The organism is Novosphingobium sp. 32-60-15 (assembly GCF_002280675.1).
In the GTDB taxonomy this organism is placed as follows: Bacteria; Pseudomonadota; Alphaproteobacteria; order Sphingomonadales; family Sphingomonadaceae; genus Novosphingobium.
Map to the genome: position 1 here is coordinate 1 of NZ_NCEN01000013.1, position 25,568 is coordinate 25,568.

The window sequence follows — 25,568 nt, forward strand, 5'->3', positions numbered from 1 at the left end:
GACCCTGCTCGATGCAGGCGCTCAAGTCGTCGCCTATGACCCCGAAGGTATGGAAGCGGCCGCCGCGATCCTGCCGGGCGTGACGATGGTCGAAAACACCTATGACGCAATCGAAGGGGCTGATGCGGTCGTCCTCGTCACTGAATGGGACGCCTTCCGCGCGCTCGATTTCAACCGCGTCAAACGTCTGGTCAAAGCCCCGGTCATCGTCGACTTGCGCAACGTCTACGATCCCGCCGAACTGCGCGCGGCAGGGTTTGCATACACCAGCGTCGGGCGGCCCTGAGGCGAAGAAGCCTCACCCCGGATCAGGTCCGGGGCGACGACAATGTAATGAACTTCAGTTCCACGACAAAATCCCTAAACGTCGGCCCGGACCTGATCCGGGCTGAGGCTTTTTCTTGTCGCAGGCGCTGAAAATCAGTTTCGCGCAGAGGCCGCAGAGAACGCAGAGACTACGCGCGCGCAGATGCGGCATTTCTGCCCCATCACGCCCCATTTCCCGTGACAATAATCCCGCTCACGGACTGCTTGCATACTTTCGTCATGCTGAACTTGTTTCAGCATCCATTCCTCCTCACGAACCGCCGTGTGTTTGGATGGATGGACCCTGAAACAAGTTCAGAGTGATGAAAGACGGGCAACGCATGCAAACGGGACAACCGCCTGACCAGCTCAGCATGACGAGAATTGGACTGCACGGTGCAGTTACGCTCCCGGCGTCCTCCGCGTCCTCTGCGCGAAATCAATAATGCCCCACCCGATCCCTCAGGCCGGGCTTGCTTCCACCGCCTGCTGGTCGGCTTCACCGCCCTCCGGCGGACGTTTTGTCCCCCAGTGAACCGAACTCCACACACGTTCGTGAAAATAATACAGGCCGATTTTGGTGATCACCTCGGTCCCTGCAATCGCGCCTGCTTTGGCCGGGCTGCCGGTAAACAGCCAGCCAAGCAGGAACGTATCGATGCTGCCAAGCGTACGCCAGCTGATCGCTTTGACGATTGACCGGCTGTGCGCTTCGTGCCCGCGAAACAGGATCATTCAGACATTCCCCCCAAAGCCCGGTTGCCCCAAGCGCTTAGAGCCAGATGACGTTAGACTGTACCGCCGGGATTGCGTCAGGAAGCTCCTTGGCAAGGAGCGTTGCGCAGGTCGGGCTGGTTGCCCGGACAAGCAACGCGACGCTGTCCGAGGGGCTTCCTGACGCAACCGCAAAGCGGCGGGCCGCTTTTGGCCCATCACAGCGTCTCTCGTCGGTCACTATGCAACAACATGGCTCCCTCCTCGTTCCTCCTGCTGGGCCAAAATCGGCTCCGTCACGGCGGTGCAATCTAACGTCATCTGGCTCTAGCCCAACAGCAGATTGACGATGCGCTCTGCCGCTGCTTCGGGCGTTTCGCGAGTGGTGTCTACCCGAATTTCAGGGGACTGTGGCGCTTCATAGGGGCTGTCGATCCCGGTGAAGTTCTTGAGCTGTCCAGCGCGCGCCTTTTTATAAAGGCCCTTCACGTCGCGGCGTTCGGCTTCTTCCAGCGGCGTGTCGATGAACACTTCATGGAATTCCCCTTCAACCAGAAGGTTGCGCACCATTTCACGTTCGGCGCGGAACGGGCTGATGAAGGCTGTCAGCACGATCAGACCGGCATCGGTCATCAGGCGCGCCACTTCGCCCACGCGGCGGATGTTCTCGATGCGGTCAGTCTCGGTAAAGCCCAGATCCTTGTTCAGGCCATGCCGCACATTGTCGCCATCCAGCAGGAAGGTGTGCTTGCCCAGCGCATGCAGCTTTTTCTCGACCAGATTGGCGATGGTTGATTTGCCCGAACCCGACAGGCCGGTGAACCACAGCACCGCAGGCTTCTGGTTCTTCGATGCGGCATGGGCTTCGCGGCTGATGTCCAGCGCTTGCCAGTGTACGTTTTGCGCGCGGCGCAGGCTGAAGTTCAGCATGCCCGCAGCCACCGTGGCATTCGTGATCTTGTCGACCAGAACGAACCCGCCCAATGTGCGGCTTTGTGCGTATGGTTCGAACACAACCGGTTTGTCCGTGGCCAGTTCGGCCACACCAATCGCGTTCAATTCCAAAGTCTTGGCGGCCAGTTGCTCCATCGTGTTGACGTTCACGACATACTTCGGCGCTTGCACCGTGGCCGATACGGTTTGCGTGGCCAGCTTCAGCCAATAGGCGCGGCCCGGTATCATCGCCTCGTCATTCAGCCACACGATGGTGGCTTCAAACTGGTCGGCGGCCTGCGGCGGATTGTCGGCCAGCGCAATTACGTCGCCGCGCGAACAATCAACCTCGTCGGCAAAGCATACCGTCACCGATTGACCCGCAACCGCCTCTTCCAGATCCTGCCCCAGCGTTACCACGCGGGTGACAGTGCTGGTCTTGCCCGAAGGCAGCACGCGGATGGCATCGCCCGGCTTGACAGACCCTGTCGCGATCAGGCCGGAAAAACCCCGAAAATCAAGGTTCGGGCGGTTGACCCATTGTACCGGCATACGGAACGGCTTTTCGGCATCTTCCGATGACAGCACTTCAACCGTTTCCAGATGCTCGACCAATGTCGGCCCTGTATACCACGCCGTGTTGTCGGACTTGGTGGTGATGTTGTCACCCTTGAAGCCCGAAATCGGCATCGCGGTGAAGCTGTCGATCCCGATGGAGCGGGCGAACTCGGTGTAATCCTTGACGATTGCGTCAAACACCGACTGGTCATAGCCAACCAGGTCCATCTTGTTCACCGCCAGCACGATGTTCTTGATGCCGATCAGATGGCACAAATACGAATGGCGGCGGGTCTGCACCAACACGCCCTTGCGCGCGTCGATCAGGATGACCGCAAGATCGGCAGTCGATGCGCCGGTTACCATGTTGCGCGTATATTGTTCGTGGCCGGGGCAATCAGCCACGATGAACTTGCGCTTTTCGGTGTTGAAGAACCGGTAGGCCACGTCAATCGTGATGCCCTGTTCGCGTTCAGCGGCCAGACCATCGACCAGCAGGGCAAAATCGATGTCTTGGCCTTGCGTGCCAACCTTTTTCGAATCGCTCTCCAGCGCGGCCAGCTGATCTTCGAAGATCATCTTCGAATCATACAACAAGCGCCCGATCAGCGTCGATTTGCCATCGTCCACCGATCCGCACGTGATAAATCGCAGCATCGTCTTGTGCTGGTGCTGGTCAAGATAGGCGTCGATGTCCTCGGCGATGAGGGACTCGGTGACGTAGATGGGATCGGTAGTAGAATGAGACATATGACACTCCGTCATGCTGAACTTGTTTCAGCATCCATCACGCGAAACGGCGATGGTGGTGCAGGAGGAAAAATGGACCCTGAAACAAGTTCAGGGTGACGATGCATTAAAGCGCTCGGTGGGCTTCCTAGAAGTACCCTTGCTGCTTCTTTACTTCCATGCCCGCACCGCCAGCATCCTTGTCAATCGCGCGGCCCTGGCGTTCGCTGGTGGTCGTCAGCAGCGTTTCCTGAATCACCTCGGGCAATGTCTTGGCGGTGCTTTCGACCGCGCCGGTCAGCGGGTAACATCCCAGTGTGCGGAAGCGGATTGAACGCATGACCGGCTCTTCCCCCGGCAACAGCGGGAAGCGGTCATCATCAACCATCAGCAACATGCCATCGCGCTCAACCGTCGGGCGTTCATCCGCAAGATACAGCGGGACAATCGGCACGTCATTCAGGTGGATGTACTGCCAGATATCCAACTCGGTCCAGTTGCTGATCGGGAACACGCGGATCGATTCGCCCTTGTTCTTGCGGGCGTTGTAAAGGTTCCACAATTCGGGGCGCTGGTTCTTGGGGTCCCAGCCGTGGCTGGCGGTGCGGAATGAAAAGATGCGCTCTTTGGCGCGGCTCTTTTCCTCGTCGCGCCGCGCGCCGCCAAAGGCCGCGTCAAAGCCATATTTGTCGAGCGCCTGCTTCAGCCCTTCGGTCTTCCACATATCGGTGTGCAGCGCGCCGTGATCGAACGGGTTGATGCCGCGTTCGGCAGCTTCGGGGTTTTGATAGACCAGCAATTCCATGCCGCTATCGGCAGCCATCTGATCGCGCAGCTTGTACATTTCCTGAAACTTCCACGTCGTGTCGACATGGAGCAGCGGGAAGGGCGGCGGTGAGGGGTAGAAAGCCTTGCGCGCAAGGTGCAGCATCACCGCGCTGTCCTTGCCGACAGAATAGAGCATGACCGGATTTTCAGCCTCGGCCACAACCTCGCGCATGATGTGTATTGCCTCTGATTCAAGGCGTTGCAGATGGGTAAGAGTGGCATTGGTCATGGGCTGGCTTCCGCTCCGCTATTGCGCGAACGGTCATTCGCGCAACGGCGCTGGCGCTTATGCTCCCATTTGGGGGCCAGTTGACTTTGGCACACATTATGAAGGTTAACGCATGCATGTGCTTCATCAACATACTCAACGCTTGCGGCCCAACCGGCGAACGCCTAAGCGCAAGGAATGGCCGTATATCTGCATGAAAATGACCTTCCCGCTGGCGTTTTGGCGCCGGGACCGGTCGCCGTCGACACCGAGACCATGGGGCTCATCACCCCGCGTGATCGTTTGTGCCTTGTCCAGATTTCGGACGGTTTGGGAGACGAACATCTCGTCCGCTTTGCGCCGGGCAACGATTTTGCCGCGCCGAATCTGAAGGCCGTGCTGGCCGATCCTGCGCGGCTGAAGCTTTATCACTTCGCGCGATTCGATCTTGCGGCGGTGGAACATTACCTCGGCGTTGTCGCAGCGCCGGTCTTCTGCACGAAGATCGCGTCAAAGCTGGTGCGGACCTATACCGACCGCCACGGGTTGAAGGATCTGGTCCGCGAATTGCTGGGCAAGGAAATCTCCAAGCAGCAGCAATCAAGCGATTGGGGCGCTCCGGTCCTAAGCGATGCGCAGCAGGAATACGCAGCGTCCGACGTGCGGCACCTCCATGCGATGCACACCATTCTGGTTGAACGCCTTGAGCGGGAAGGCCGGACGGCGATGGCGCAGGCCTGTTTCGATTTCCTGCCCGTTCGCGCCCGCCTCGATCTGGCAGGCTGGGCCGAGAACGACATCTTCAGCCACGCGTAATGTGCATGGTATAAAGCTGTAACGATGACCGTGCAGGCCGACATTATCCGTTCCAAACGCCGGGGCTTTGCTGCGCCCGGTGGCTTTCATGATCGGTTGGTGCATTTTCTGGCGCGAGCACTGCCTGCGGCTGTCGGGGCAATGCTGGCAGTCATGATCATCTCGCCTCTATCGCCGCGCGGAGAGATCAGCTTCCTGCTGGATCGCCGCAAAGTGGCCGTCCTCGAAGATCGCATGAAAGTTTCCAGCGCGATGTATCGCGGGCAGGATGATGAAGGGCGCAGCTTTTCGATAACCGCCGGATCAGCCGTGCAGCGTACGCAAACCGTACCCACTATCGAACTTGATCAATTGACGGCCCGGATATTGCTTGACGATGGTCCGGCGCTGCTGACCGCGGGCAAGGGCGCCTATGATTTCGGCAAGGAAATCGTCGATATTGTCGGGCCGATCAATTTTCAAACCGCCGATGGTTACCGGATGACCGCAACCAACGTTGACATTGACCTCGGCCGCAAGCTGCTCAAAAGCCGGGGCCCGGTTGAAGGACGCATTCCGGCTGGCACATTCTCGGCCGACACGATAAGCGCAGACCTGTCGGAGCGGTCGGTTACGCTGCAAGGGAACGCCCGCCTTCGTATGGTGCCGGACAGGATGAAAATGCCATGACCAAGTTCGAAATCATCCGCGCCGCCCGCCCTTGGCGTATGGCGGCTTTGGGCTTTGCCGGATCAGCGGCATTGGTTGCAGGGGCGCAGCATTTGTCCGCACAAGGCATAGCCAATCATAACAGCAATGCGCCTGTCAATTACATGGCTGACCGGATCGAAGTACAGGACAAAGCCAAGCGCGTGGTCCTGTCAGGCAACGTCGACATCTCGCAAACCGATCTGCGTTTGCGCGCTGCGCGAACGACGGTGGCCTATAGCGATGCAGGTGGCATCCAGATTGACCGGATCGATGCGACCGGCGGAGTGCAAGTCACCCGAGGCAATGAAAACGCGCGCGGTGATGTGGCGGTCTATGATTTTGACCGCAAGATCATCACGATGACAGGTAATGTGGCGCTGCGCCGGGGTGGGGATACGCTTAACGGCGGACGTCTGGTGATTGATCTCGATTCAGGCCTGTCGAGCGTTGATGGCCGGTCGGGCGCGGGTGCTGGCAGCGCCGGGGGCCGTGTTTCAGGCACCTTCAAAGTGCGCGAACGCGACTAGGGCCTCTTTACCGCGCGCAGGTCTTGCGCGCTTGTGTGATCATGGCCGCCTCGGCGTTCAACTTGCGCTGCGCGTATGCAGTCTCAATGCGTTGTAATATCCTGCAATTGAGATGAGCGCCTTGTGCCGCAGCCATGGCAATGGTCTCGGCCAAATCGCGTGGTGGCACCGCGTCGCTGTCATTTAGAAACGCATTCGTCCACCGGCCATTGGTGCTCATCGTCGCGGCCATGGCTTTGCGGCCTTCGGGTGTCGCCAGCACTTTGGTCGTAGAGGCCGATAGCATCATCTGGTTTTCGCCGATGCCCCACAAAGCAGCCAAACGGCGCGAAGATTCTGCCATGTCGCCAGCATTGAACGCGATGCCGAACATAGATTGCTGTGCGATGGAATCGCGCCAGCCGCGCCTTGCCGCAGTTTGCAGCAGCAGAAGCGCAGCATCATTGTCGCCGTTGCGCGCTTTGGCAATGGCGAGCAGGGACAAGTGTTCTGCCGGAATCGGGCGACGTTGCACCAAGAGTTCCGCCGCTTTCAAAGCCTCTGCGGGCTCTGCCGAGCGAACAGTTGCAATAACGTGTCGCGCCTGGGCAAAGCTGCGGAACATTGTGGGCACAATCGGTGCCAACATGGGCGTTCGTCGCGATTGCCTGTCAAGCTGCGCACCGCTGGCAACCAGGGCGAGGATGCCCATGAGGCTGATCCAGACCATGCGCATCACGCTGAAAGTGTCCCGTTGGCGGCGGCATCTGCTGATGTATCCTTGCGCTGGGGGATGATCAGCAAGAGCGCGAATGCTGCGATGCAAAGCATGGTCTGATTGCGCAAGGGGAAATCCAGAAGCGACTGCAGAGCGATCGCGACGAGGATGCCGGTGCCGGCGATTGCGGGCCACTGCTGCGGCGTAGCCAGAGCGCGCCATGCTGCAAAAATGATCCACAATGCCCAGCCAAAAGCCAATGCCATGCCAAGGGCACCGGCTTCGATTGCCAGTTCAAGGTAATCGTTATGCGCGCGTCCGGCCCGACGCGGGGATATGTACTCCAAAGACTCATCAACTTGGAATACTTCGTCAAATGTGCCCATTCCTGCGCCCAGAGGCCAGTATCGCTCGGCAGCGAAACGGCCATCCTCCCAAATCAAGGAGCGCTGCCCGTCGCCCTGCTCAAACCGGTCAGCGATTGTGCCTAGCCGTGTTTCACCCAGTAAAGGCGCGATGCTCAGCAAGATCACCCCGGCAAGTCCGGCCGCAAAGATTGCCCGTAATGTCATCGGCAATTTCTGCGGAACTGAGCTTTTATGCGCCGATATCGCTCTGATAATGGCGACGCCAGCTGGCAGAATGAGCAAGGCAATGCTGCTTCTGGACTGCGTAAGCACCACGCCCAAAGTCAGTAGAGTGGCCAGGAGAAGTCTGCTTAAGGTGCCGAGAGCGGAGCGTTTGATGGTTGGCAGTGCCGCCAGCAAAATCAGGCAGCAAACGAGAAAAAGTCCGGTGGAATTGCGGTTCGCGAACAGGCCGAACATCACTCCGGGCATTTTGTTTGCCGGATAAAGCAGACTTTGCCCATCACCGCCAAGCACTTCGACGATGCCAGGCACGAGATTGAGCAGCCCGAGGCCAACGATCAGACCCAGAACGCGGGTTCGATCCTGTTCATTCAGCGAGCAGCAGATGGCCAATATTGTGAAGGGTGCGATCAAGCTGATGAAAGCAACCAACGTGCGGGCTGGATTGACCGTAAATGGTGACCACCCCGGCCCGTCAGCAAAACTGTAGGCCTCGGCTACCAGTTGTCTACCGGGCAATGCAGACCAAATAGCCGGGGGAAGCGGGACAAGTTGCAACAGGGGTAATGCCAAAGTTGCGATGACAAGTGCGATGAATGCGCGCGGTGCCGCGGCGAGGAAATTGTGCACAGCATCATAGTTCAAGGCGAGGATCGTCAACGCGGCAAGCTGCACAGCGAGATTGGATAAGCCAAAGCCAGATCCGCCGCCGCCAAACAGAGCGGCTAGTATCAAAAGTATAGTTATTTGCCCAACTTTTGCTTTGGCCATAAAATCAAATGACAGTTGTTTGGCGACATCGTAAAATTTGTTCGCGGTGTGCTAACAACATTACTTACGCTGCTTCGGATTTTTGGTTTATGGTATCTATCTGATATAATGTCGACACAGAAAACCCGACCACTTGCAAAAGTGGCCGGGTTCAGAATTTTTCACAAAGGCTTATTCGCCTGGTGTCTTCGCGATTTCTTCAACCACGACGTAGGTCGAAACACCAGCAGCGACGACCACTGCAAGCAGCAGTAACGGTGCAAGTGAATTTTCATTCGCAACTTTGGCTGACGCGCGGTTGGCTGAGTAGGTGGCGGCGGGATAAATCATTGATCCGCTGGCACGTGTACCAGCTTGCGCAGCAATTGGCGTTGCCAACAAGGCAGACGCTACAAGCGCCGATGCAATCTTCGAGAATCTCATTCAAAATCTCCTAAAGCAGTACCGCTTTCGTCTACCGCCCTCTCAGTCGCAGGCCATACTGCAGCGCAAAATGATTCGCAACAAAAACTAGGTATTAACCCGTATATTTAACGATTTGCGTTCCGTTTTTTGACTTGGGACTTTGTTGGCATATGCCTAAGTCGTTCGATTATCGACCTTTTATATCAAAACTATCCGAAAAAAACGAGTGCTTATGCTTGTAATCATTGGCGCATTACGCCACTATATCGGAATTGGATATAGTTTCCCAAGGCACTGGGAGCTAAGTTCCTTTGCGTCAAGGCGCCGTGCTGCGATGCAGCATAATTTGGCAATGGGACTGTCGGATATGGTCGGGCTTTGAAGGGGTGTTGGCGTCTGTGGCGACAAGTTTGGTGCCATGTCACAGCCCCGGGTGGACTTGACCCATAAGGCCATTGCTGCGATGCAAAGGATCAATTTAGGTGGTGTTCTAAGCTAATTTGCGTGTTTTGTTACTGCATGCGCTAATGAAATTACGGCAATTTCGATTGGTTCTAAAAAATAGATACGACATTCGCGAACAAAGTTACTTAAAATTGAATTCTGCACAATTCGGAGACCGTAACTCAGTGCGAAATGTTGGAAGCAGATCCGCCAGAAAGGGCATCATTTTGGCAGGCGGATCGGGCACGCGCCTGTATCCGCTCACCCGAGGTGTCTCGAAGCAGTTGATGCCGGTTTTCGATAAGCCGATGATATACTACCCGTTGAGCACCTTGATGCTAGCCGGGATCCGCGACATCCTTATTATCACAACGCCGGAAGATGCAGTGCAGTTCCAGCGCGTTCTGGGCGATGGATCGGCATTCGGGGTGGCGCTGTCCTATGCTGTGCAACCAACGCCGGATGGCCTTGCGCAAGCTTTCCACATCGGTGCAGACTTCATTGGTGGCGATACCAGCGCGCTCGTCTTGGGTGACAATATCTTTTATGGTCATGGCCTGCCGCAATTGCTGCAGAGCGCGAGCGATCGAACCAGAGGCGCCAGCGTATTCGCCTATCGCGTGAATAATCCTGAAGCTTATGGCGTGGTTTCGTTTGATGGCGATGGCCGTGCCGAGACGATTGAGGAAAAGCCGCTGCACCCCAAATCGAACTACGCGGTGACCGGCCTGTACTTCTACGACAACACCGTGGTTGATCGCGCGCGCGATTTGAAGCCATCGCCGCGCGGCGAATTGGAGATCACCGATCTGAACCGCCTTTATATGGATGAAGGCGCGCTTTCAGTTGAAATCATGGGGCGCGGTTTTGCCTGGCTGGACACAGGAACACATGGTTCGTTGCTTGATGCGGCCACGTATGTCCGCATCACCGAGGAGCGGCAGGGTCTGAAAATTTGCTGCCCTGAAGAGATCGCGTGGCGCCAAGGCTTCATTTCGGACAGTGAGCTTGAAGCGATTGCGCAGCCTTTGCGCAAATCCGGTTACGGTGAATATCTCTTGCAACTTTTGACCCAACAGGATGCTTCGTGAATATCATCGAATGCGATATTGCCGGGCCGCTGATCATCGAGCCTAAAGTATTCGGTGATGAACGCGGCTTCTTTATGGAAAGCTGGAACGCGGCGGCTTTTGCCCAAGCCGGGCTTGATCTGACATTCGTTCAGGACAATCACAGCCGGTCGCAAAAAGGCGTGTTACGCGGCATGCATTTCCAAAATCCGGCACCCCAAGGCAAATTGGTGCGCGTGGTTTCGGGGGCAGTGTTTGATGCGGTTGTCGATTTGCGGCGATCTTCACCGACATTCGGCAAGTGGACCGGCGTCGTTTTATCGTCTGAAAACAAGCGGATGTTCTGGGTACCAGAAGGCTTTGCGCATGGCTTCCTGACGCTAGAAGATAACACCGACTTTCTCTATAAATGCACATCCGCTTACCTGCCGCAGAACGAATGCAGTCTGGCGTGGGACGATCCCGATGTGGGCATTGTCTGGCCGCTTGACGGGATTGAGCCCAAATTGTCGGCCAAGGATGCGGTTGGCGTACCTTTGGCGCAAGTTCAGGCTTTCGCATGAAGGCGCTGGTTACCGGCGTTAATGGCCAGTTGGGCAAGGCACTGTTGGCAACCCGGCCCGCAGGCTGGACCTGTGTGGCGCTGGATCGCGCCGCACTCGATCTGTCTGATGCCGATGCCATTGCACGGTTGGTGGATGCTGAAAAGCCGGACCTCGTGCTCAATGCGGCGGCTTATACAGCGGTGGACCGGGCCGAGAGCGAGCCTGAACTTGCCCACGCCATCAATGCGGGGGCACCTGCCGCATTTGCCAAAGCGCTCGGTTCATCCGGGCGGCTGGTGCAAGTTTCGACCGATTTCGTGTTCGATGGCACCAGTGGGCGCGGCTATCGCCCCGATGACTTGCGCAATCCGCAGTCGGTCTATGGCGCTAGCAAAGCAGCGGGCGAAGACGCGGCAGGCGACGCTGCAATCATCGTGCGGACCAGTTGGGTCCATGCGGCGGGCGGTGCGAATTTCGTGCGCACGATGCTGCGTCTCATGCGCGAGCGTGAGAATTTGAGCGTTGTTGCCGATCAAATCGGTTCGCCCACTTGGGCCACGGGCCTTGCACAAGTGCTGTGGGGCCTTGCCGCCAAGGATGCGACGGGTATCTGGCATCACCGCGATGCAGGCGTTGCCAGTTGGTATGATTTTGCCATGGCCATTGCCGAAGAAGCACACGCACTCGGCCTGCTGGCTCGCATTCCAACGATCCAGCCGATTGCCACTGCCGATTATCCTACACCTGCGGCACGGCCATCATTTTCGGTGCTGGACGTCAGCGCAACCCGCGCCATTTTGTGTGACGGCCATGTGCACTGGCGGTCGAATTTGAAGACAATGCTCACAGAGGAAAAAGCGCTTGGCTAATCTGCTCGTCACCGGTGGTGCCGGTTTCATCGGTGGCAACTTTGTCCATTACTGGTCCAAGGCGCATCCTGATGACACGGTGGTTGTGCTCGATTGTCTGACGTATGCCGGCAACCGCTCAACCATTGCCAATGTTGAACAGGCGGAACTGGTCGTGGGCGATATCCGCGATACTGATCTGGTTGAAAAGCTGCTGCGGACGCGAGACATCGCCACGATTGTGCACTTTGCGGCTGAAAGCCATGTGGACCGTTCGATTACCGGGCCAGATGCGTTTATCGATACCAATATCCTTGGCACCAATAGCCTGCTGAAGGCTGCGCGTAGCGTTTGGCTGGACAGCGGTTCGGGGCGCGCGCACCGCTTCCACCACATTTCGACCGATGAGGTTTACGGCTCGTTGGGGCCCAATGACCCAGCGTTCAGCGAAACCACGCAGTACCAGCCGAACTCGCCTTATTCGGCTTCAAAGGCCGCGTCCGATCACCTTGTCCGTGCGTATCATCACACGTACGGGCTTGAAGTGACGACCACCAATTGTTCAAACAATTACGGGCCGTATCATTACCCTGAAAAGCTGATCCCGCTGTTCATGCTCAACGCGCTGTCGGGCAAGCCGCTGCCGATTTACGGCGACGGCATGAACGTGCGCGACTGGCTTTATGTGGAAGACCATTGCCGCGGCATCGAAGCCGCGCTTCGCAACGGCAAACCGGGCGAAACATACAACATCGGCGGCGGCGAGGAATTGCCCAACATGGCGGTAATTGACCGCATCTGCGCCGAAGTCGACCGCGCCTTTGCTGAAATCCCTGACCTTGCCGCCCGCTATCCCGATGCGCCCGCCGCCAAGGGCCGCGCGACCAGCGAACTCAAAACCTTCGTCGAAGACCGCAAGGGCCATGACCGCCGTTACGCCATCGATGAAACCAAAGCCCGCGCAGAAATCGGCTATGTTCCGCAGCACGACTTCGAAAACGGCCTGCGCAACACTCTCCGCTGGTACCTCAACAACGAGGCGTGGTGGCAGCCGCTGCTGTCAAAATCAGCGTAAGCAAGCGCTGCGACATACTGTTTTGCTAAACGCCGGGGGGCAAGTGTTTTGGAAGAGCGGGGGCTTTTTGCATCATCTGCCCCTTAGCAGAGGCATTGCTTTTTCAGCCTAACAGGAACTTTGTTTCTGGTAAGCTTAGCTGTGTGAATAATATCGCCAAAAAACAACAGCGAAAAATCACAATCAAAGTGTAGATATATCTTTGGCGGGATTACCGATCACGCGGATGCCATCGGGAATATCGCGAGTGACCACTGATCCGGGTTCAACAACGCAATATTTGCCGACAGTCACGCCCGGCATAATTATGGCGCGCGCACCAATTCTGGTATTTTCGCCTATGTGCGTATCAAGATAGATGCCACGGGTCATGTCATGGGTGAGCACGACGGCATGATGATCAATCACACAATTCGCAGCAATATGAATACCTTTGGGCCACGTTCTGTCGATTAATGCCGTTGGCGCAATCCAGGTTGTTGGGTGAATGTCCATTTTCCACAAATGCGTTTGGATAAAACGCTGCCACTTTTGTTGCAGGGTATTATCGAGAGTTGGAAGTGGTGGCGCAATCGTCATGCTTCATGCAATATGATATCGTAATCGCAGTAGCAATACAACTTTGGCCGTTTTGGAGAAAGCATTTTGCGAAGCCTTAACAAGCTTTTGAAGATTCGGCGTGTTGTTCTCGACTTGCGGCGTTGGTGGTTAGTCAAAACAAAGGGGGTGGATATACACCCCGGTGCGAGTATTTCTCTTTCTGCAACTTTGGTTGGAGGCGCGCCTCGCGCAATCATTGTCGATGACGGAACATTGATTGCTTTCAAGTGCTTACTTATTGCCCAAACTCCTGAAGGCATTGTGAAGCCAATCCGTATCGGGAAAAACTGCTTCATCGGAGGCGGTTCGTTGATCTTGCCCGGTGTGACAATCGGTGATGAAACGGTCGTTGGAAGCGGTGCTGTCGTGCATGAAGATGTGCCTTCACGCTGCATTGTGGCAGGCAACCCGGCACGTGTCCTGCGCAGCGGTATCGAGGTTGGACGATTTGGCCGTTTTACTTATGCCGCACAAAATCAGGCAATATATTATCAGGATTGATCGGCCAAAATTCACAAGGTTCGCAGCCTGTGCCGCGATCCTGTTCCTCATTGCTGGGGGGACAATTTTGGCGTTGCGAGATGAAGTGCCGCTTTGGCGGGCAGGGGGCACTGACCCGGTTCGAAGCGCGCCTTTGCCTGCGCTGGGGGCGTACCCAATTGCGCTAGCAGCGGGCAGGCCCATCGTGTTTCTTGGAGATAGCAATACGGCGGGTACACGCACGGGAGGGCCGCATCGTGCATATCCTGCGCTTCTCGCCGTGCCTGCACGTGCAGCTGCAATAATCGATAACAGAGCGTTTGGTGGAGCGACCGTGCCACTCGTCGCGCAAGGCCTATCCCCATTCTCACGCGCTCAAGTTGTGGTGGTCATGCTGGGCACAAACGATGCGGCGCCACGCCGTTACCTTGGAAAGCGCCACCCTGTCGCGTTGGATGACTTTCGCATTCGCCTGACCACTGTTGTGCGAAACGCCATGGGCGAAGGTGTAAAGGTGCTGATCTTGGCCGCGCCGCCCGCAGGTTCGGTGGCGATGAACGCCCGGATCGCGCCATACCGCCATGCTGCCCGCGATGTGGCAGCGCAAACGGGCGTACACTTCCATGATCCTGCAGCTTCGCTTGATGGCCTGAAACATGAAAGTGCCGCCTTTCTTCTACACGACGGTCTGCACGTTAGTGATGCCGGGCAGGCTATTCTCGCCCGATGGCTCGATACCCTGTTTGTGGAAGGTTAGGCCTTCGCTGCGCGATGAAAGTGGAATTGCGCAAGAAGCCACAGCGCTATGGAAAGCCCAAGGTAGGCTCCATAAGAGACGGCGTATGCTTGTGCTATGGCGAGAATAGAGCCGATATTGCCCCAATGAATTGCAGTGATTACCGTGGCTAAGCAGGCCATGCGCGGCAATATCGTAAGATAACCGAGCTTGCGGGACAGCAGCGTGTGATTAAGCATCACTCCGCCCATGCGCAGCAATTCGCCCGCGATGAACCACGGAACAGTGTATGCACCGGCGACAAAAGCTGGTGTGAAAAACAGTCTTATCAGCACTGGCCAAAGCGGCTGCATCAGAAACACAATCGCGATTCCGCAGGCAGGCAAGATTATCGCGATAACCAGCAGCGCTATGAACTTGCGTGAAAAGGCGCGCTCGTCAGATTGATCCCACCGCGCCAGCGTCATGCCTAGAAATGCATTCGCTAAAGAGGCTGCAAGAATCACAAACAGCATGCCGGGCTGGATAAGGCCGACACCTTCTTCTCCAAAACGTGCAACGGTTTCGCTGCGAAGCAACAAGATCGTTACCGGTTCCAGCAACAGTCCCGCCACAATGGGCAAGGCAATGGTCAGAATTGGCTTTCTCGCCGGCATGGCCTTTATTGCCTGCCAGTTTAGCAGCTCGCAGATGTGAGGCCAGGCTCCGCTTATTCCAGCCATCGCGAGCAAAGCCGGGGTCATCCAGACATAGACCATCAGGTCCCGGACCCCTGCAAAAAGTAAAAGTGCTGCAAGCGCCAGGTTGGTTGCGCCACCTACCACAATCGCCTTGAACATGCGCCGTGACAGACCAAGTCCCAGATACAAGCCGCCAACGGCGCGCCAAGCCGATGCAAGGGTTGCCGCCAATGCAAAGGCAATCGCCGCCATGACCACGTTTGACGGGATATCCACGGTGATGACGAAAATGGCGGTCGAGATCGGCACCGCAATAAGCAGTGTCAGGATGAACAGGCCAATCCCGCTGGATACAATGTCGCTTTGGCTGAACTCGGGACGTTTGCGCGGCAATTCACGATTGTACGCATCGCAAACACCCATTCCGCCGACGACAGCCGCCGTCTCGATCAAATTGTTGACCAAAGCGATCCAGCCAATTCCGGCAGGTCCAAACGCAAGGGCCAGCAATTTATTACGACCCAAGGTGAGCGCAAAGTTGGCAAGATTGGCGCCAATCATGGCAAGGCCGCGCTTGATAGGCGGAAGGTAGGCCTTCATGATTGTCAGTCTGCCGATACGAACGGATAGGTCACGTAATAATTCCGAAATGGATGTTACAGCGCGTCGCTAGCAGATAATATTGCAAAGGCCCATCAATACCATTGATAAATTTCAGGGCGAAAACCAAGCGCAGATCGGCTGAATTTGGACGTCCAGCCTCTCCGCGCTTGTCTTGGATATACAAATCAGTTCGGACCTATCAGATCGCAACACCGTTAGCGCTATCGATCCCCAGCAGGGGTAGCCCTAGCCCGTCTTCCATCGCGCAACCGTCGTAGAGGCTGCCTTTGTAATGGGCGTTCAACTCCTCGGCAGTACCGTAACTGAACGGGCCTCCGCGCAAGTACGTCAGTCTTAATCCTGTCGGCCATGCGCCGGATGACCTAGTGATCCTGACAGTATCGGATGCCACAATGCTGGCGGTAAATCCACTCCTCGTCCACGTCGTCCCGCCATCGGTGGAAAGCTCGAAGCCGGTGACCGGCCGCCCATCTGCTGTGCGCAGGCCAGACCCCTGATTGGGAAGCACGCATTTGACCAGCATCTCGGTTCGTGCAGCATTGATGGTGATTTGTGCAGGATCAACATAGGGGTTGGTGGCATGGGGGCTAAGCCCGCGGGCGCGCAGATATGTTTCACCAATCCGGTAGCCCAGCCGATAAGACCCCTCGCGCAAGACCTGGCTTTGATGCGGCCCGCCAAGGTTGATGTCGGGTGCTGTGGTCGTACCGCTCGCAAGGTTGTCAATGGCCATATCGGTAACCGCTGGCCCGATAACGCCCAGATCAGGGTTATCATTGCACCAAGCAATTTGCCCCTGTTGAGAATAGGTGCGCCGAAAACCGAATTCGTCGAAATCAAACGGACCGTCATTTGTCGATGTTGCCCGCGATGGAAGACATATGCCGAACTTGTATCCGCCAAGCTGTATCGAGCCATCAAACAGCGTCCTGTTGCCCGCATATGGCCCTGTCCCGAACACGACAGCATCAAGAATCTGGCGATAGTCGTAGCCAGCATCTGCCGAATACCACGTCCAAACCGGCACGCGATCACGCCCTGCCAACTCTGCCACTTCAACATCAATCGCCCATTGGCGTTGGGTGGCTGTATCATCAATCCAGTGCCGCGCCGAGGTTCCGGGGATCGCGCATCCAACAACTGAAACTGCGCGCCCGTTGTTGTGTTCTCCCACACGCTCGGCAATCGCGGTGACGCCGTTGTAAGCGTTGGTCATTTGGGGCGGGATGATGAACAGTTGCGGCCTTGCGCTCGTGCTGAACCGGGGCACGGGGCTTGTGGTCGTATCAGCCGGATCCGCAACATTGCCAACGTACCCGCAAAAGCTGGCAAGCCCGGTGGGGGCAAGTGTCACGTTGCCAGAATAAAGCATAAGGAACGCCTGACTTTGGCCGATAACGCTCAACTTGTCACCGCAACCGATCCGGCTGTTCATGCGATGGACAAGCGTTGGATGGCTTTCTGCCCAAAGCTCAAGATATCCCCACCCGGCAAATGGCGGAAGCCTGAGCGTCAGCGCCATATCTGGCGCAACCTCGTCAATCACAAATCCGGGAACGAGGACTTGCCCGTTTTCGCCAATGATGCGGCCAAATAGCGCGCCGATCAGGCCAGAACTGCGGCCCGTCAATTGAACCGTGCCAACATCCTCTCCATCTGCCGTGCACAGCACATAGCCGTCAGGCAGGCGGCCAACATCAAGGAAGCGGTCCGCTTGGGCATATGGCACGGTGCCACCTGCATGCACGGTCCCGTGGATTGATCCTGCCGTGGTGCCGTCGCCCGGCAGGATCGCCGCCAGGGATTGGGTCGTGGCACCACCATTGCGGAAGTCCCGGTAAAGCCGGAAGGCGCTTGCCGAACCAAGTGTTTGGGCAATGTCCGCGCCTTCGCAAATCGCCTGCCACTTGGCATCGTCTCCGGCATCGCCAACGACAAAGCCATGAAAGGCCACTGCACCATCAAACCCACCTGCCGGCGCGGCATAGGGCGCAAGGCCGGGAGCGCCACTGACGCTATCACCAAGCGAAACGTGCGTTCCGGCAAGTACATTCAGGCTGTGGGTCGTACTGCTTTGGCCAGTACCCGCGATTTTATTGAGGCCCGGCGCGTAACTGGCGATGGAATATCCACCCGCACCATCGCACCTGACCACAATCATTTGCCATTGGCTTGCGCGCAGTTGCACATCAACTGACACGTCCACCAGATCGCCGAATGATCCCCTTGAACGCCAGCGGAATTCATCATGGCGGGTGCCGTCAAAATGATTGTCGCCATAGTGGCTTAGGCTGAAGATTTGCGAGGATCCTGTCGCCCCGTTGCCGATAACCCGGTATTCGCGGTTCAGGTTCGTCCGCTCATGCGCAACTTGCAGCATGATAAAGAATGCACCGGGCGCCCCTGAAGCCAGTAATGGCGTCTGTACGATGCCCGTATTGGGATACGAAATTGTCCCTGCAATTCCGGCATATTGGCGGTTGAACGGCGGGAACTGCACAGAACCCACTGTCGGCTCGGAAGGTTCGACAACCTCGGATGTGAAAAATGCTTCAGATCCAACTGCGTCCGCTGCTCCGCGCCTGAGGCCGGACCTGTCCAGCGCGATCAGCGGTTGCTTGCGGTTGGTTTGCAGTGGCCCGCGTGCGCCGAAATTACCTGCGCCGCTATTGGCAAAGCTTTCTGCTTGCAGGCCACCCACAGTGGTATTGATGCCAATCGCGCTACCGGCAGCCCCCTGCTGCAAGTGATTGCCGATAATTCCGGCAGGCGCAGCTCCGCTACCCAGCCATTGCAGGTCTCTGGCCGCGTTGTTGGCCAGCAGGGAATAGGCGTCCGGTGCGTACCCCTGATCGCCACGCAGCCAGACATTTTGCGATGCCCAGGAGTTGTGCGCGACAACAACATGGCTGTGCGCCCGCGCCAACTAGCTGGAAAGGTGCGCATTGTTGCCATATGTGGTTGATATCACTTTGTTGTCGAAGGCATTGTTAAAGATCAGGAAGTCTTTGGTCCCGCCTGTGGCCGTGATGAAAATATTCTGGGCAACAAGGTTCGTCGCCACGTTGTTGGCCAGAATGCAATTTTCCAGCATGCCGGCGATGTTCTGCTGGAACCAATCCGTGTGCTGATCGAACATCGTGACCAACGTCAAAGGTGCCGTCTTCACATCACGCGCTGCAAAGCTTGCGCCTTTCAGTCCAACAAGTGACAATGCCGATGCGCGCCGTGTGTTTTCAATAACCGTCGCGGCAAAGCCTACGCCCAAACCGTTAAGCCAGGCCGCCACATCGCTCACCAAATAGCGGTTCGCGCTCATCAAGGCTTCTGTATTGCCGACCGTAAACGAAGCGCTGTTTGCGCCCCAGGTTGCCGTGATGGTTCTGCTGGAACTGTCATTCCCGCCGGAAATGGCCAAAGTGGCCGTGCCTTCCGCGCCGGTATAGGCAATCGTCAGGCTGGGCACATCCTGCGTCCAGCCGTCACTGCTATCCCAGTCATTGGTGCTTGAATGCACAACGCACGCGGCGTCCGTCACAACGTCTGCATAACCGCCATCCAACACGCAGCCGCGTACCAGACTGGCGTTGTTGCAGGGGTTTGAGACAGCGTTGATGGTGCATTCGGTAAACCAGGCGTTGTTGCGCACGAAATGCCCAAGCGGTCGTGTACCGCCACGCCACAGCGCATACCGTCCTGCGCTGTTCGTCACGGTTATGCCGTCCAGCCAGTGTTGCCTGCCGGTTGGCACTTCTTGATACAGCGCTGAAACGAAGCGGGCATCAATCGTGATATTGGCTCCGGAAAAGCGCACACCGTCCCACCTCGGACGCAGTAGCGCGGCTGAATCGGTCGTGTAGCCAGCCTTGCCGATTGTGATCGGCACTTGGGCCGAAATCTTGCAGTAACCGCGTCCCTGATAGGTCGCGCTTAATGGGGCAATGTCATAAACACCGCCTTCAATCACTGTAATTGCAGGATTTTGCGCGTTGGTCTGCGCCAAAAAGCTCAGCGCAGCACCGATGGATTGATAACGCGCGCCATCAATTACCGGCTGACTGGGGGCAACTTCCACCTGCCGGTCGTGCAAAGCGGTTTGCGGACTAAATTGCCAGGGCCCGATTATGCGCGTTTGCATCGACGCATCTTTGGGCACGGCTTCAAAATACAGATTGGCGTGGCCCGATGCTGAACGCGTCAGCATGATCCACCACCCAAAGTACCGCCGCATTATCCCGTTAGCATCGGCGATCTCCTGATAGGAAGGTGCCAGAATTTCGACACTCTGGCCTTCATAGTGCGCAATGACTTTTTGCAGGCCAAGATTGTCCAGCAGCGTGCCACCGTCATTTGCCCCCGCAATCACACCAACCAGCAGATTGCGCGTGAAATACTGGTTGGGCGGAGTAATCAACCGCATCGCAGGTTTGGCCGTAACGCGCACCGGATCGACCGGCGCTTGAACAAAGCCGCTCCCGGCAACACCGGTCCACAAGGGACCGGGCCGGATTTTGTCTACAGAACGTGGGTTGGCAGGCGGCAGCGCTTTGCGCCTGCCAGTGCGAAAGCCGAAGCCGAAACCAAAACCTGGCATCAGGCAAGACCGACGATGTCGGAGGCAGTGGTCCCCGTGGCCAAAATCGCACGAGCACGCACGTCCAGTATCATCCCGTCGGGCAAATTGCGAAAAATCACGGAGATCTCCCCCTGCAGCGGCAGCACCGCCAGATCGCCACCCAAGCCGACGTAAATGGACTTGGTTACAAGCGGCAGCGCGGCGGTATCGTGTGGCGTAACTGCAAAACAATTCTGGGCGGGCGCGATAAGGCTATCGATAGTCAACGTAAATGGATCCATAATGACACTCCGCTCTCTCAAGAACAAATAAGGAACAAATGTGCTATCACGACCGGTATCGTGTAGGAAAACTGTTTTTTCCCGGATGAAGATTCATCCATTTTGGCTTGCGACTATTCGGCATTTGCCGATAAGGGGGCTCCCCGAAGGAGAGTTCGGCAAGGCATGGCTTCGTCCGGTATACCTCTGGCAGAACGGCAAATCGCCCTGTCACCATCTCATGCTGCAATTCGCCCAAAAAGCGCGAGCAACATTGCGTTGCTGCTTCCTGCGGTCCTGCTTCTGTATTCAACGCTGCTTCCGCAAGAAGTCCGCATAACACTCGCCGGACAGGTCATTTACCCCTACCGTGCCGTCGCTTTCATCATGCTGCCATGGTTGCTTAACCGGATCGCCACCGGCCGTCTGCCGTTCAGGCCTGCTGATTTGTGGATGTTTGCAGGTGTGACGTGGATGGTTGTCTCGTTCTGCGCATTCTATGGGCTGACTGACGGTATCAGAAGAGGCGGCGCACTCGCCTTTGACGTCATTGCGCCTTATCTGATCGCCCGAATCAGCGTGCGGAACCTTCAGGATGTCCGCCGCCTCTTGATTTTCGCCGCGCCGGGCCTCCTGCTCGCCGGTGTGTCGATGATGGTTGAAAGCGTGTCCCATCGCCAACTGGTCCGCCCCTTCGCCGCAGCCATCTTCGGCCCTCTTTTTTATTATGAAAACGGACAGGCTGTTGCGACGGCTAAAGAATTCAATGTCGTACGCCTTGGCCTTTTGCGCGCTCACGGGCCATTTTCACATCCGATTCTGGCCGGACTGTTTCTGGCAAGTTTTCTGCCGATCTATCTCAATTCATCGATCAAAAAGTGGCCCTATGTGTTCGGCATGACGGCCAGCCTGTTTGCCATTTTCTCGGTCAGCTCGGCTGCATTTTTGTCGATCATCATCAGCGGCATTTTGCTTGGCTATGATCGTCTGCAAGCTCACATCGGCGGCGTGGGTTGGCGGTTCTTTGTCTTCACTCTTTTCACGTTCCTGCTGGCAGTCGAAATCGCATCGCAGAACGGTGTCTTGCCAATCCTCATCCGCTACACGCTTGATCCGCAAACCGGATACTACCGGCAATTGATCTGGGAATACGACATGCGCTCGATCGCGAACCATCCATGGTTCGGCATCGGCTTTACCGATTACGAGCGCCTGCCATGGATGATCACCAGCATTGATAACCACTGGCTGCTACTCGGAGTGCGCCATGGCTACATCGCAGCGATATGCATTTTCATGTCGTCCCTTGTCGGCATTCTCAGCCTTGCGAAGACTAGCGTATGCCTTGGTAAAACGGACGGCGTTTTGGCAAAGGCGATCATCTTTTCTCTGACCGGCTTGATCATAGCGGCTTTTACCACATCATTTTTTGGCGGAATTCAGACGTGGTTTTTCATGATTGTTGGCATTTCGCTTTCAATGCCTGCCCGGCCATCAACACAGACAATCTGAAGGATTAAGACGCTCCGGCAATCCTGAGACGGGTCCTCTATCGCCCCAATATTCCAAGCTAACGCCATGACGAGTTTTGACCCCATGCAATCACCTGAAGTGACCGTCATCATGGTCAGCTACAATACGCGAGACCTGACCTTGATGGCCATTGAGACGCTGTTCCAAAATGCGGGCAATGTTTCGTTCCGTCTTGTCGTGTGGGACAATGCTTCGCACGATGGTTCGGCCGATGCCATTGCGGCGCGTTTCCCCGACGTCGAATTAATCCGCAGCGATGACAACATCGGCTTTTCCCGCGCAAACAATGCTGTAGCTGATGCTGCGACAACGCCGTGGCTCTTGTTGCTTAACCCTGATACCGAAACATATCCCAAGGCGGTTGAAAACATACTGGCCTTCGGCAAGGCGCACCCCGAAGCCGGGATTACCGGCGGCCGCACCGTGTTCCCCGACGGCTCGCTCAACATTGCCTCTTGCTGGAACACTATGACGGTGTGGAGCCTGTTTTGCTCGGCCACCGGCCTTGCCAAGGTGTTTGTGAATTCCCCCTTCTTCAATCACGAAGGGATCGGCGGTTGGAAGCGTGATACGGCGCGCCATGTAGATGTCGTCGTGGGATGCTTCATGCTCGTTCCCACGGCGTTGTGGCGCGAACTTGGCGGCTTCAGCCCGCGGTACTTCATGTACGGTGAAGAGCATGATCTGTGCTTGCGCGCCGCACATTTGGGCTACCGTCCCATGATCACTCCCGATGCACAAATCATGCATCTGGTCGGCGCGGCCACCGCCAAGCGTGAGGACAAAGTTGTCAGCTTGATGCGCGCAAAAGTTACACTGATCCGCGATCACTGGTCTGGCTGGCGGGTTCAGGCCGGTATTGCACTGCTCTGGTTATGGATTGCCAACCGCAGGCTGGGCTCCGCTTTGAAGGCCCTGTTCTCGGGAAAACAGGATGACAAAGCGCGCTGGAAAGTGATTTGGGCAAAGCGTCATGAGTGGCTGCAGGGCTACTGACATCGCATCGGCAGACTTCCAGGTGCCTCGCTGAATATCAGCGCGCCATCATGCCGCATTGGCACGAAGATCTGCCGAATTGGCCAGCGCCTGTAGTAACGCGTTTACGTCGCGGCTGCAGACGGGGCGGCTGATCAGGTAGCCTTGGATCATATTGCAGCCGATGCGGCGCAGGATTTCCAGATCGTCCACAGTCTCAACCCCCTCGGCCAATGCTTCTATGCCCAAGGCATCCGCCAAGGTGGTGATGGCGCGAACGATGGCTTGCGCACTGCCACCTTCAGCCAAAGCGCGGACAAAGCTTTGATCTATCTTGAGTTTATCGAACGGGAACGAGCGCAAGTAGCTGAGCGAGGAATAGCCGGTGCCAAAATCGTCCAGTGCGATGCGTACGCCAAGCGACTGCATGGAATGCAGCAATCTCAACGTGCGCTCGACATCGCCGATGAATACGCTTTCGGTAATTTCCAGCTCGAGCCGGGCGGCGGGCAAGCCAGAGGCCGCCAGTGCCTGAACCACGCAAGTGCCAAGACTGTCGGGCAGCAATTGGCGGGGTGAGATATTGACCGCGACGGACAATTCACCAGGCCAACTTGCGGCTTGCGCGCAGGCTTCGCGGATAGCCCATTCTCCCAATTGGACGATCATGCCCGATTCTTCGGCAATCGGAATGAAATCTACAGGGCTGATCATCCCGTGTTCGGGGTGAGGCCAACGCATCAATGCTTCGAAGCCCTTCACACGCTCTTCGGAAAGACTGTAAAGCGGCTGGAAATAGAGTTCGAATTCACCTTCGCGGATAGCGCGACGCAGATCGATTTCCATGCGGCGGCGGCGGCTCGCTTCTTCGTCCAGTGTCGATTCAAAGAAGTGGCAGGTGGCTTTTCCGTCACTTTTGGCGCGGAAAAGCGCAAGATCTGCGCATTTGAGCAGCGCATCTGCGTCATTTGCATCCTGTGGGCCAATCGCGATGCCGAAGCTGACCGATTGCAAGATTGTCTGCCTGCCAATCACCACTTCGCGATTGAGCACGGCGTCGATTGACCGGGCAAGATTGGCGCAATCCACGGTGCTATCAAGCCCTGAGATCAGCAGGCCAAATTCGTCCCCTCCAAAGCGTGCGACCATTGCATCAGGGAAACGTTCCTGCAAAGTGCTGGCGACATTGCAGAGCAGACTATCGCCGACGGGATGGCCCATCGTGTCGTTTATTGCTTTAAAGTCATCAATGTCGAAAAATGCCACCAAGGTGCGGGAATTGGCTGATTGGCGCACCATGGCGCGATCCAGCTTTTCCAGAAAATAGCGGCGGTTGGGCAGGCTGGTCAGGCTATCGTGAAGCGACGCGTACGTGATCTGGCGTTCACGCTCCTCGACCGCATCGACCATGGCGTTGAAGCTGCGCGCCAGCGAGCGCACCTCGCTATCGCCCTCTACTTGCACTTTCTCGACATCACCCGCGCCGTATTTTCGTGCGGCTTTTGCCAGCAAGTGCAAGGGGCGCGCAATCCCGCGTGCCATGCGGATGCTCAGCCATGCGCCGATAGCTGCGCCTGCCAAAGCGATGAGCGCGAGCACCCATTGCAATTGGTGGAAACCCTCCATAGCGGTCGCAAGCGAGTGCGTGAGAATGAGGCGAGGCTCCAACCCGGCTTCAAGGCTTTTTAAGGCGGACACTTGCGCCAGTTCCTTGCCCGACGCCCCCGATACAGTCTCAACTTTGGCCAAGGGCAGCGCTGCCAATGTCGGTGTCATCCTGGCGCGATCAAGGACTTTGCCGTCGACTTCGACAGCAGACAAACGCGCAAGTTCGGCCAGATCAGCGGGGCCAAGCGTGTTGAACAACAGCAACCACCCGGCCAGATCGGGCAATTCGATTGGCACAGCGGCGGCCAGCGCCAAGTCCCCATCTAGCATGGCAACGCCGCGATTTTCGTCCTTATCAAGCGCCGACAGGATGGCAGTACCGTTGATTTGCCGAGCGCCGGCAGATGGGATTACCTCACCATCAAGGCTGATTACAGCCGCTTCACGCACACCGGTGCGTTCGCGCAAACTGGCAAGTGCGCTTGAAAGTGTGGCACGGTCGCCGGTTGCAAAAGCTTCGCGGAAGCCGAAATCCCGTGCAACAACGGCACCCGCATCGGCCATTTGTTGCTGCCGGCTAGCGATAATCTGTTCGAACACGCGGGCATTCGCAGCCAGATCACGCTCAGCCGCGCGATGTGCAAACAGGCTGATGCCGGAGCTAGCCACAATGATGGTCACCGCCATGACCGCGATAAGCAAGCCGATATAGACACGGGCCACGCGTGCGCCGAGCGTTCGG

At 56.8% G+C, this 25,568-nt stretch carries 24 protein-coding genes; 12 read left to right on the forward strand and 12 right to left on the reverse strand.

Annotated elements, in window-relative coordinates; genetic code table 11:
• The coding region (locus tag B7Y89_RS10885) for a UDP binding domain-containing protein (protein WP_292938468.1) at nucleotides 1-286 on the forward strand (286 nt) is incomplete at its 5' end.
• Nucleotides 287-768: 482 nt separating this feature from the next.
• Here B7Y89_RS10885 and B7Y89_RS10890 read toward each other — a convergent pair.
• The 3 genes from B7Y89_RS10890 to cysD form a co-directional block, all read right to left on the reverse strand.
• Entirely contained in the window at nucleotides 769-1,041 is a 273-nt protein-coding gene (locus B7Y89_RS10890) for a DUF2061 domain-containing protein (RefSeq protein WP_292938470.1), read from the reverse strand.
• A gap of 306 nt (nucleotides 1,042-1,347) precedes the next feature.
• Complete coding sequence (gene cysN, locus B7Y89_RS10895) at nucleotides 1,348-3,261, reverse strand: sulfate adenylyltransferase subunit CysN (protein WP_292938472.1); 1,914 nt, start codon at nucleotides 3,259-3,261, stop codon at nucleotides 1,348-1,350.
• 127 nt (nucleotides 3,262-3,388) lie between these two features.
• Complete coding sequence (gene cysD / locus B7Y89_RS10900) at nucleotides 3,389-4,297, reverse strand: sulfate adenylyltransferase subunit CysD (RefSeq protein WP_292938474.1); 909 nt, start codon at nucleotides 4,295-4,297, stop codon at nucleotides 3,389-3,391.
• Nucleotides 4,298-4,474: 177 nt separating this feature from the next.
• Between cysD and B7Y89_RS10905 the strand changes: the two genes are divergently transcribed.
• The 3 genes from B7Y89_RS10905 to B7Y89_RS10915 are packed head-to-tail and all read left to right on the forward strand — an operon-like array spanning nucleotide 4,475 to nucleotide 6,309.
• Nucleotides 4,475-5,092, forward strand: coding sequence for a ribonuclease D (locus B7Y89_RS10905; RefSeq protein WP_292938476.1), 618 nt, complete (start codon nucleotides 4,475-4,477; stop codon nucleotides 5,090-5,092).
• Nucleotides 5,093-5,116: 24 nt separating this feature from the next.
• Nucleotides 5,117-5,761, forward strand: a complete 645-nt coding sequence (lptC, locus tag B7Y89_RS10910; protein WP_292938478.1) for an LPS export ABC transporter periplasmic protein LptC — start codon at nucleotides 5,117-5,119, stop codon at nucleotides 5,759-5,761.
• Entirely contained in the window at nucleotides 5,758-6,309 is a 552-nt protein-coding gene (locus B7Y89_RS10915) for an LptA/OstA family protein (protein WP_292938480.1), read from the forward strand. Before lptC ends, B7Y89_RS10915 begins: the two co-directional genes overlap by 4 nt.
• A 7-nt stretch (nucleotides 6,310-6,316) precedes the next feature.
• Here the strand turns inward: B7Y89_RS10915 and B7Y89_RS10920 are convergent, their stop codons facing one another.
• The 3 genes from B7Y89_RS10920 to B7Y89_RS10930 all read right to left on the reverse strand — a co-directional run bounded on the left by B7Y89_RS10920 (nucleotide 6,317) and on the right by B7Y89_RS10930 (nucleotide 8,790).
• Nucleotides 6,317-7,027 carry a hypothetical protein gene (locus B7Y89_RS10920; RefSeq protein WP_292938482.1) on the reverse strand — a complete coding sequence of 237 codons (711 nt, stop codon included), beginning with the start codon at nucleotides 7,025-7,027 and terminating at the stop codon, nucleotides 6,317-6,319.
• Nucleotides 7,024-8,367, reverse strand: a complete 1,344-nt coding sequence (locus tag B7Y89_RS10925) for an O-antigen ligase family protein (protein WP_292938484.1) — start codon at nucleotides 8,365-8,367, stop codon at nucleotides 7,024-7,026. The genes B7Y89_RS10920 and B7Y89_RS10925 overlap by 4 nt, the downstream gene beginning before the upstream one ends.
• 171 nt (nucleotides 8,368-8,538) lie before the next feature.
• The gene (locus B7Y89_RS10930) at nucleotides 8,539-8,790 is read right to left on the reverse strand and encodes a hypothetical protein (RefSeq protein WP_292938486.1); all 252 of its coding nucleotides are present in this window, start codon (nucleotides 8,788-8,790) and stop codon (nucleotides 8,539-8,541) included.
• Between the two features lie 653 nt (nucleotides 8,791-9,443).
• On the opposite strand from B7Y89_RS10930, the gene rfbA reads away from it, so the two are divergent.
• The 4 genes from rfbA to rfbB are packed head-to-tail and all read left to right on the forward strand — an operon-like array spanning nucleotide 9,444 to nucleotide 12,754.
• Complete coding sequence (gene rfbA / locus B7Y89_RS10935; RefSeq protein WP_292938488.1) at nucleotides 9,444-10,307, forward strand: glucose-1-phosphate thymidylyltransferase RfbA; 864 nt, start codon at nucleotides 9,444-9,446, stop codon at nucleotides 10,305-10,307.
• The gene (rfbC, locus tag B7Y89_RS10940) at nucleotides 10,304-10,849 is read left to right on the forward strand and encodes a dTDP-4-dehydrorhamnose 3,5-epimerase (RefSeq protein ID WP_292938490.1); all 546 of its coding nucleotides are present in this window, start codon (nucleotides 10,304-10,306) and stop codon (nucleotides 10,847-10,849) included. Before rfbA ends, rfbC begins: the two co-directional genes overlap by 4 nt.
• The gene (gene rfbD / locus B7Y89_RS10945; protein WP_292938491.1) at nucleotides 10,846-11,700 is read left to right on the forward strand and encodes a dTDP-4-dehydrorhamnose reductase; all 855 of its coding nucleotides are present in this window, start codon (nucleotides 10,846-10,848) and stop codon (nucleotides 11,698-11,700) included. The genes rfbC and rfbD overlap by 4 nt, the downstream gene beginning before the upstream one ends.
• Nucleotides 11,693-12,754, forward strand: coding sequence for a dTDP-glucose 4,6-dehydratase (rfbB, locus tag B7Y89_RS10950; RefSeq protein ID WP_292938493.1), 1,062 nt, complete (start codon nucleotides 11,693-11,695; stop codon nucleotides 12,752-12,754). The genes rfbD and rfbB overlap by 8 nt, the downstream gene beginning before the upstream one ends.
• A gap of 183 nt (nucleotides 12,755-12,937) precedes the next feature.
• On the opposite strand, the gene B7Y89_RS10955 is transcribed toward rfbB, so the two are convergent.
• Nucleotides 12,938-13,333, reverse strand: coding sequence for a DapH/DapD/GlmU-related protein (locus tag B7Y89_RS10955; protein WP_292938495.1), 396 nt, complete (start codon nucleotides 13,331-13,333; stop codon nucleotides 12,938-12,940).
• An 87-nt stretch (nucleotides 13,334-13,420) separates the two neighbouring features.
• Here B7Y89_RS10955 and B7Y89_RS10960 point away from each other — a divergent pair, with 87 nt between their 5' ends.
• Both B7Y89_RS10960 and B7Y89_RS10965 read left to right on the forward strand, forming a co-directional pair.
• Entirely contained in the window at nucleotides 13,421-13,855 is a 435-nt protein-coding gene (locus B7Y89_RS10960; RefSeq protein WP_292938496.1) for a DapH/DapD/GlmU-related protein, read from the forward strand.
• On the forward strand, nucleotides 13,818-14,591 hold the full coding sequence (locus B7Y89_RS10965; protein ID WP_292938498.1) for an SGNH/GDSL hydrolase family protein: 774 nt from the start codon (nucleotides 13,818-13,820) through the stop codon (nucleotides 14,589-14,591). Before B7Y89_RS10960 ends, B7Y89_RS10965 begins: the two co-directional genes overlap by 38 nt.
• Here B7Y89_RS10965 and B7Y89_RS10970 read toward each other — a convergent pair.
• From B7Y89_RS10970 to B7Y89_RS10985, 4 genes are all read right to left on the reverse strand, one after another.
• The gene (locus tag B7Y89_RS10970; RefSeq protein ID WP_292938500.1) at nucleotides 14,588-15,811 is read right to left on the reverse strand and encodes a hypothetical protein; all 1,224 of its coding nucleotides are present in this window, start codon (nucleotides 15,809-15,811) and stop codon (nucleotides 14,588-14,590) included. The genes B7Y89_RS10965 and B7Y89_RS10970 overlap by 4 nt on opposite strands.
• A gap of 241 nt (nucleotides 15,812-16,052) precedes the next feature.
• Nucleotides 16,053-18,800, reverse strand: coding sequence for a hypothetical protein (locus B7Y89_RS10975; protein ID WP_292938502.1), 2,748 nt, complete (start codon nucleotides 18,798-18,800; stop codon nucleotides 16,053-16,055).
• The gene (locus B7Y89_RS10980; RefSeq protein WP_292938504.1) at nucleotides 18,801-20,468 is read right to left on the reverse strand and encodes a hypothetical protein; all 1,668 of its coding nucleotides are present in this window, start codon (nucleotides 20,466-20,468) and stop codon (nucleotides 18,801-18,803) included. It abuts the gene before it with no gap.
• The gene (locus B7Y89_RS10985) at nucleotides 20,468-20,731 is read right to left on the reverse strand and encodes a hypothetical protein (protein WP_292938506.1); all 264 of its coding nucleotides are present in this window, start codon (nucleotides 20,729-20,731) and stop codon (nucleotides 20,468-20,470) included. Before B7Y89_RS10985 ends, B7Y89_RS10980 begins: the two co-directional genes overlap by 1 nt.
• Before the next feature lie 258 nt (nucleotides 20,732-20,989).
• Here B7Y89_RS10985 and B7Y89_RS10990 point away from each other — a divergent pair, with 258 nt between their 5' ends.
• Together B7Y89_RS10990 and B7Y89_RS10995 are read left to right on the forward strand one after the other, a co-directional pair.
• Nucleotides 20,990-22,222, forward strand: coding sequence for a hypothetical protein (locus tag B7Y89_RS10990; RefSeq protein WP_292938508.1), 1,233 nt, complete (start codon nucleotides 20,990-20,992; stop codon nucleotides 22,220-22,222).
• Between the two features lie 66 nt (nucleotides 22,223-22,288).
• Complete coding sequence (locus B7Y89_RS10995; protein WP_292938510.1) at nucleotides 22,289-23,239, forward strand: glycosyltransferase family 2 protein; 951 nt, start codon at nucleotides 22,289-22,291, stop codon at nucleotides 23,237-23,239.
• A gap of 48 nt (nucleotides 23,240-23,287) precedes the next feature.
• Here the strand turns inward: B7Y89_RS10995 and B7Y89_RS11000 are convergent, their stop codons facing one another.
• Nucleotides 23,288-25,549 (reverse strand): EAL domain-containing protein, encoded by a 2,262-nt coding sequence (locus B7Y89_RS11000; protein ID WP_292938512.1) that lies wholly within the window; start codon nucleotides 25,547-25,549, stop codon nucleotides 23,288-23,290.
• Nucleotides 25,550-25,568 lie beyond the last annotated feature (19 nt).

Bases quoted from the DNA above. Each gene is read 5' to 3' on its own strand.
- B7Y89_RS10890 (WP_292938470.1), bottom strand. From the start codon at position 1,041: ATGATCCTGTTTCGCGGGCACGAAGCGCACAGCCGGTCAATCGTCAAA.
- cysN (WP_292938472.1), bottom strand. From the start codon at position 3,261: ATGTCTCATTCTACTACCGATCCCATCTACGTCACCGAGTCCCTCATC.
- cysD (WP_292938474.1), bottom strand. From the start codon at position 4,297: ATGACCAATGCCACTCTTACCCATCTGCAACGCCTTGAATCAGAGGCA.
- B7Y89_RS10905 (WP_292938476.1), top strand. From the start codon at position 4,475: ATGGCCGTATATCTGCATGAAAATGACCTTCCCGCTGGCGTTTTGGCG.
- lptC (WP_292938478.1), top strand. From the start codon at position 5,117: ATGACCGTGCAGGCCGACATTATCCGTTCCAAACGCCGGGGCTTTGCT.
- B7Y89_RS10915 (WP_292938480.1), top strand. From the start codon at position 5,758: ATGACCAAGTTCGAAATCATCCGCGCCGCCCGCCCTTGGCGTATGGCG.
- B7Y89_RS10925 (WP_292938484.1), bottom strand. From the start codon at position 8,367: ATGGCCAAAGCAAAAGTTGGGCAAATAACTATACTTTTGATACTAGCC.
- B7Y89_RS10930 (WP_292938486.1), bottom strand. From the start codon at position 8,790: ATGAGATTCTCGAAGATTGCATCGGCGCTTGTAGCGTCTGCCTTGTTG.
- rfbD (WP_292938491.1), top strand. From the start codon at position 10,846: ATGAAGGCGCTGGTTACCGGCGTTAATGGCCAGTTGGGCAAGGCACTG.
- B7Y89_RS10955 (WP_292938495.1), bottom strand. From the start codon at position 13,333: ATGACGATTGCGCCACCACTTCCAACTCTCGATAATACCCTGCAACAA.
- B7Y89_RS10965 (WP_292938498.1), top strand. From the start codon at position 13,818: ATGCCGCACAAAATCAGGCAATATATTATCAGGATTGATCGGCCAAAA.
- B7Y89_RS10970 (WP_292938500.1), bottom strand. From the start codon at position 15,811: ATGATTGGCGCCAATCTTGCCAACTTTGCGCTCACCTTGGGTCGTAAT.
- B7Y89_RS10980 (WP_292938504.1), bottom strand. From the start codon at position 20,468: ATGCCAGGTTTTGGTTTCGGCTTCGGCTTTCGCACTGGCAGGCGCAAA.
- B7Y89_RS10985 (WP_292938506.1), bottom strand. From the start codon at position 20,731: ATGGATCCATTTACGTTGACTATCGATAGCCTTATCGCGCCCGCCCAG.
- B7Y89_RS10995 (WP_292938510.1), top strand. From the start codon at position 22,289: ATGACGAGTTTTGACCCCATGCAATCACCTGAAGTGACCGTCATCATG.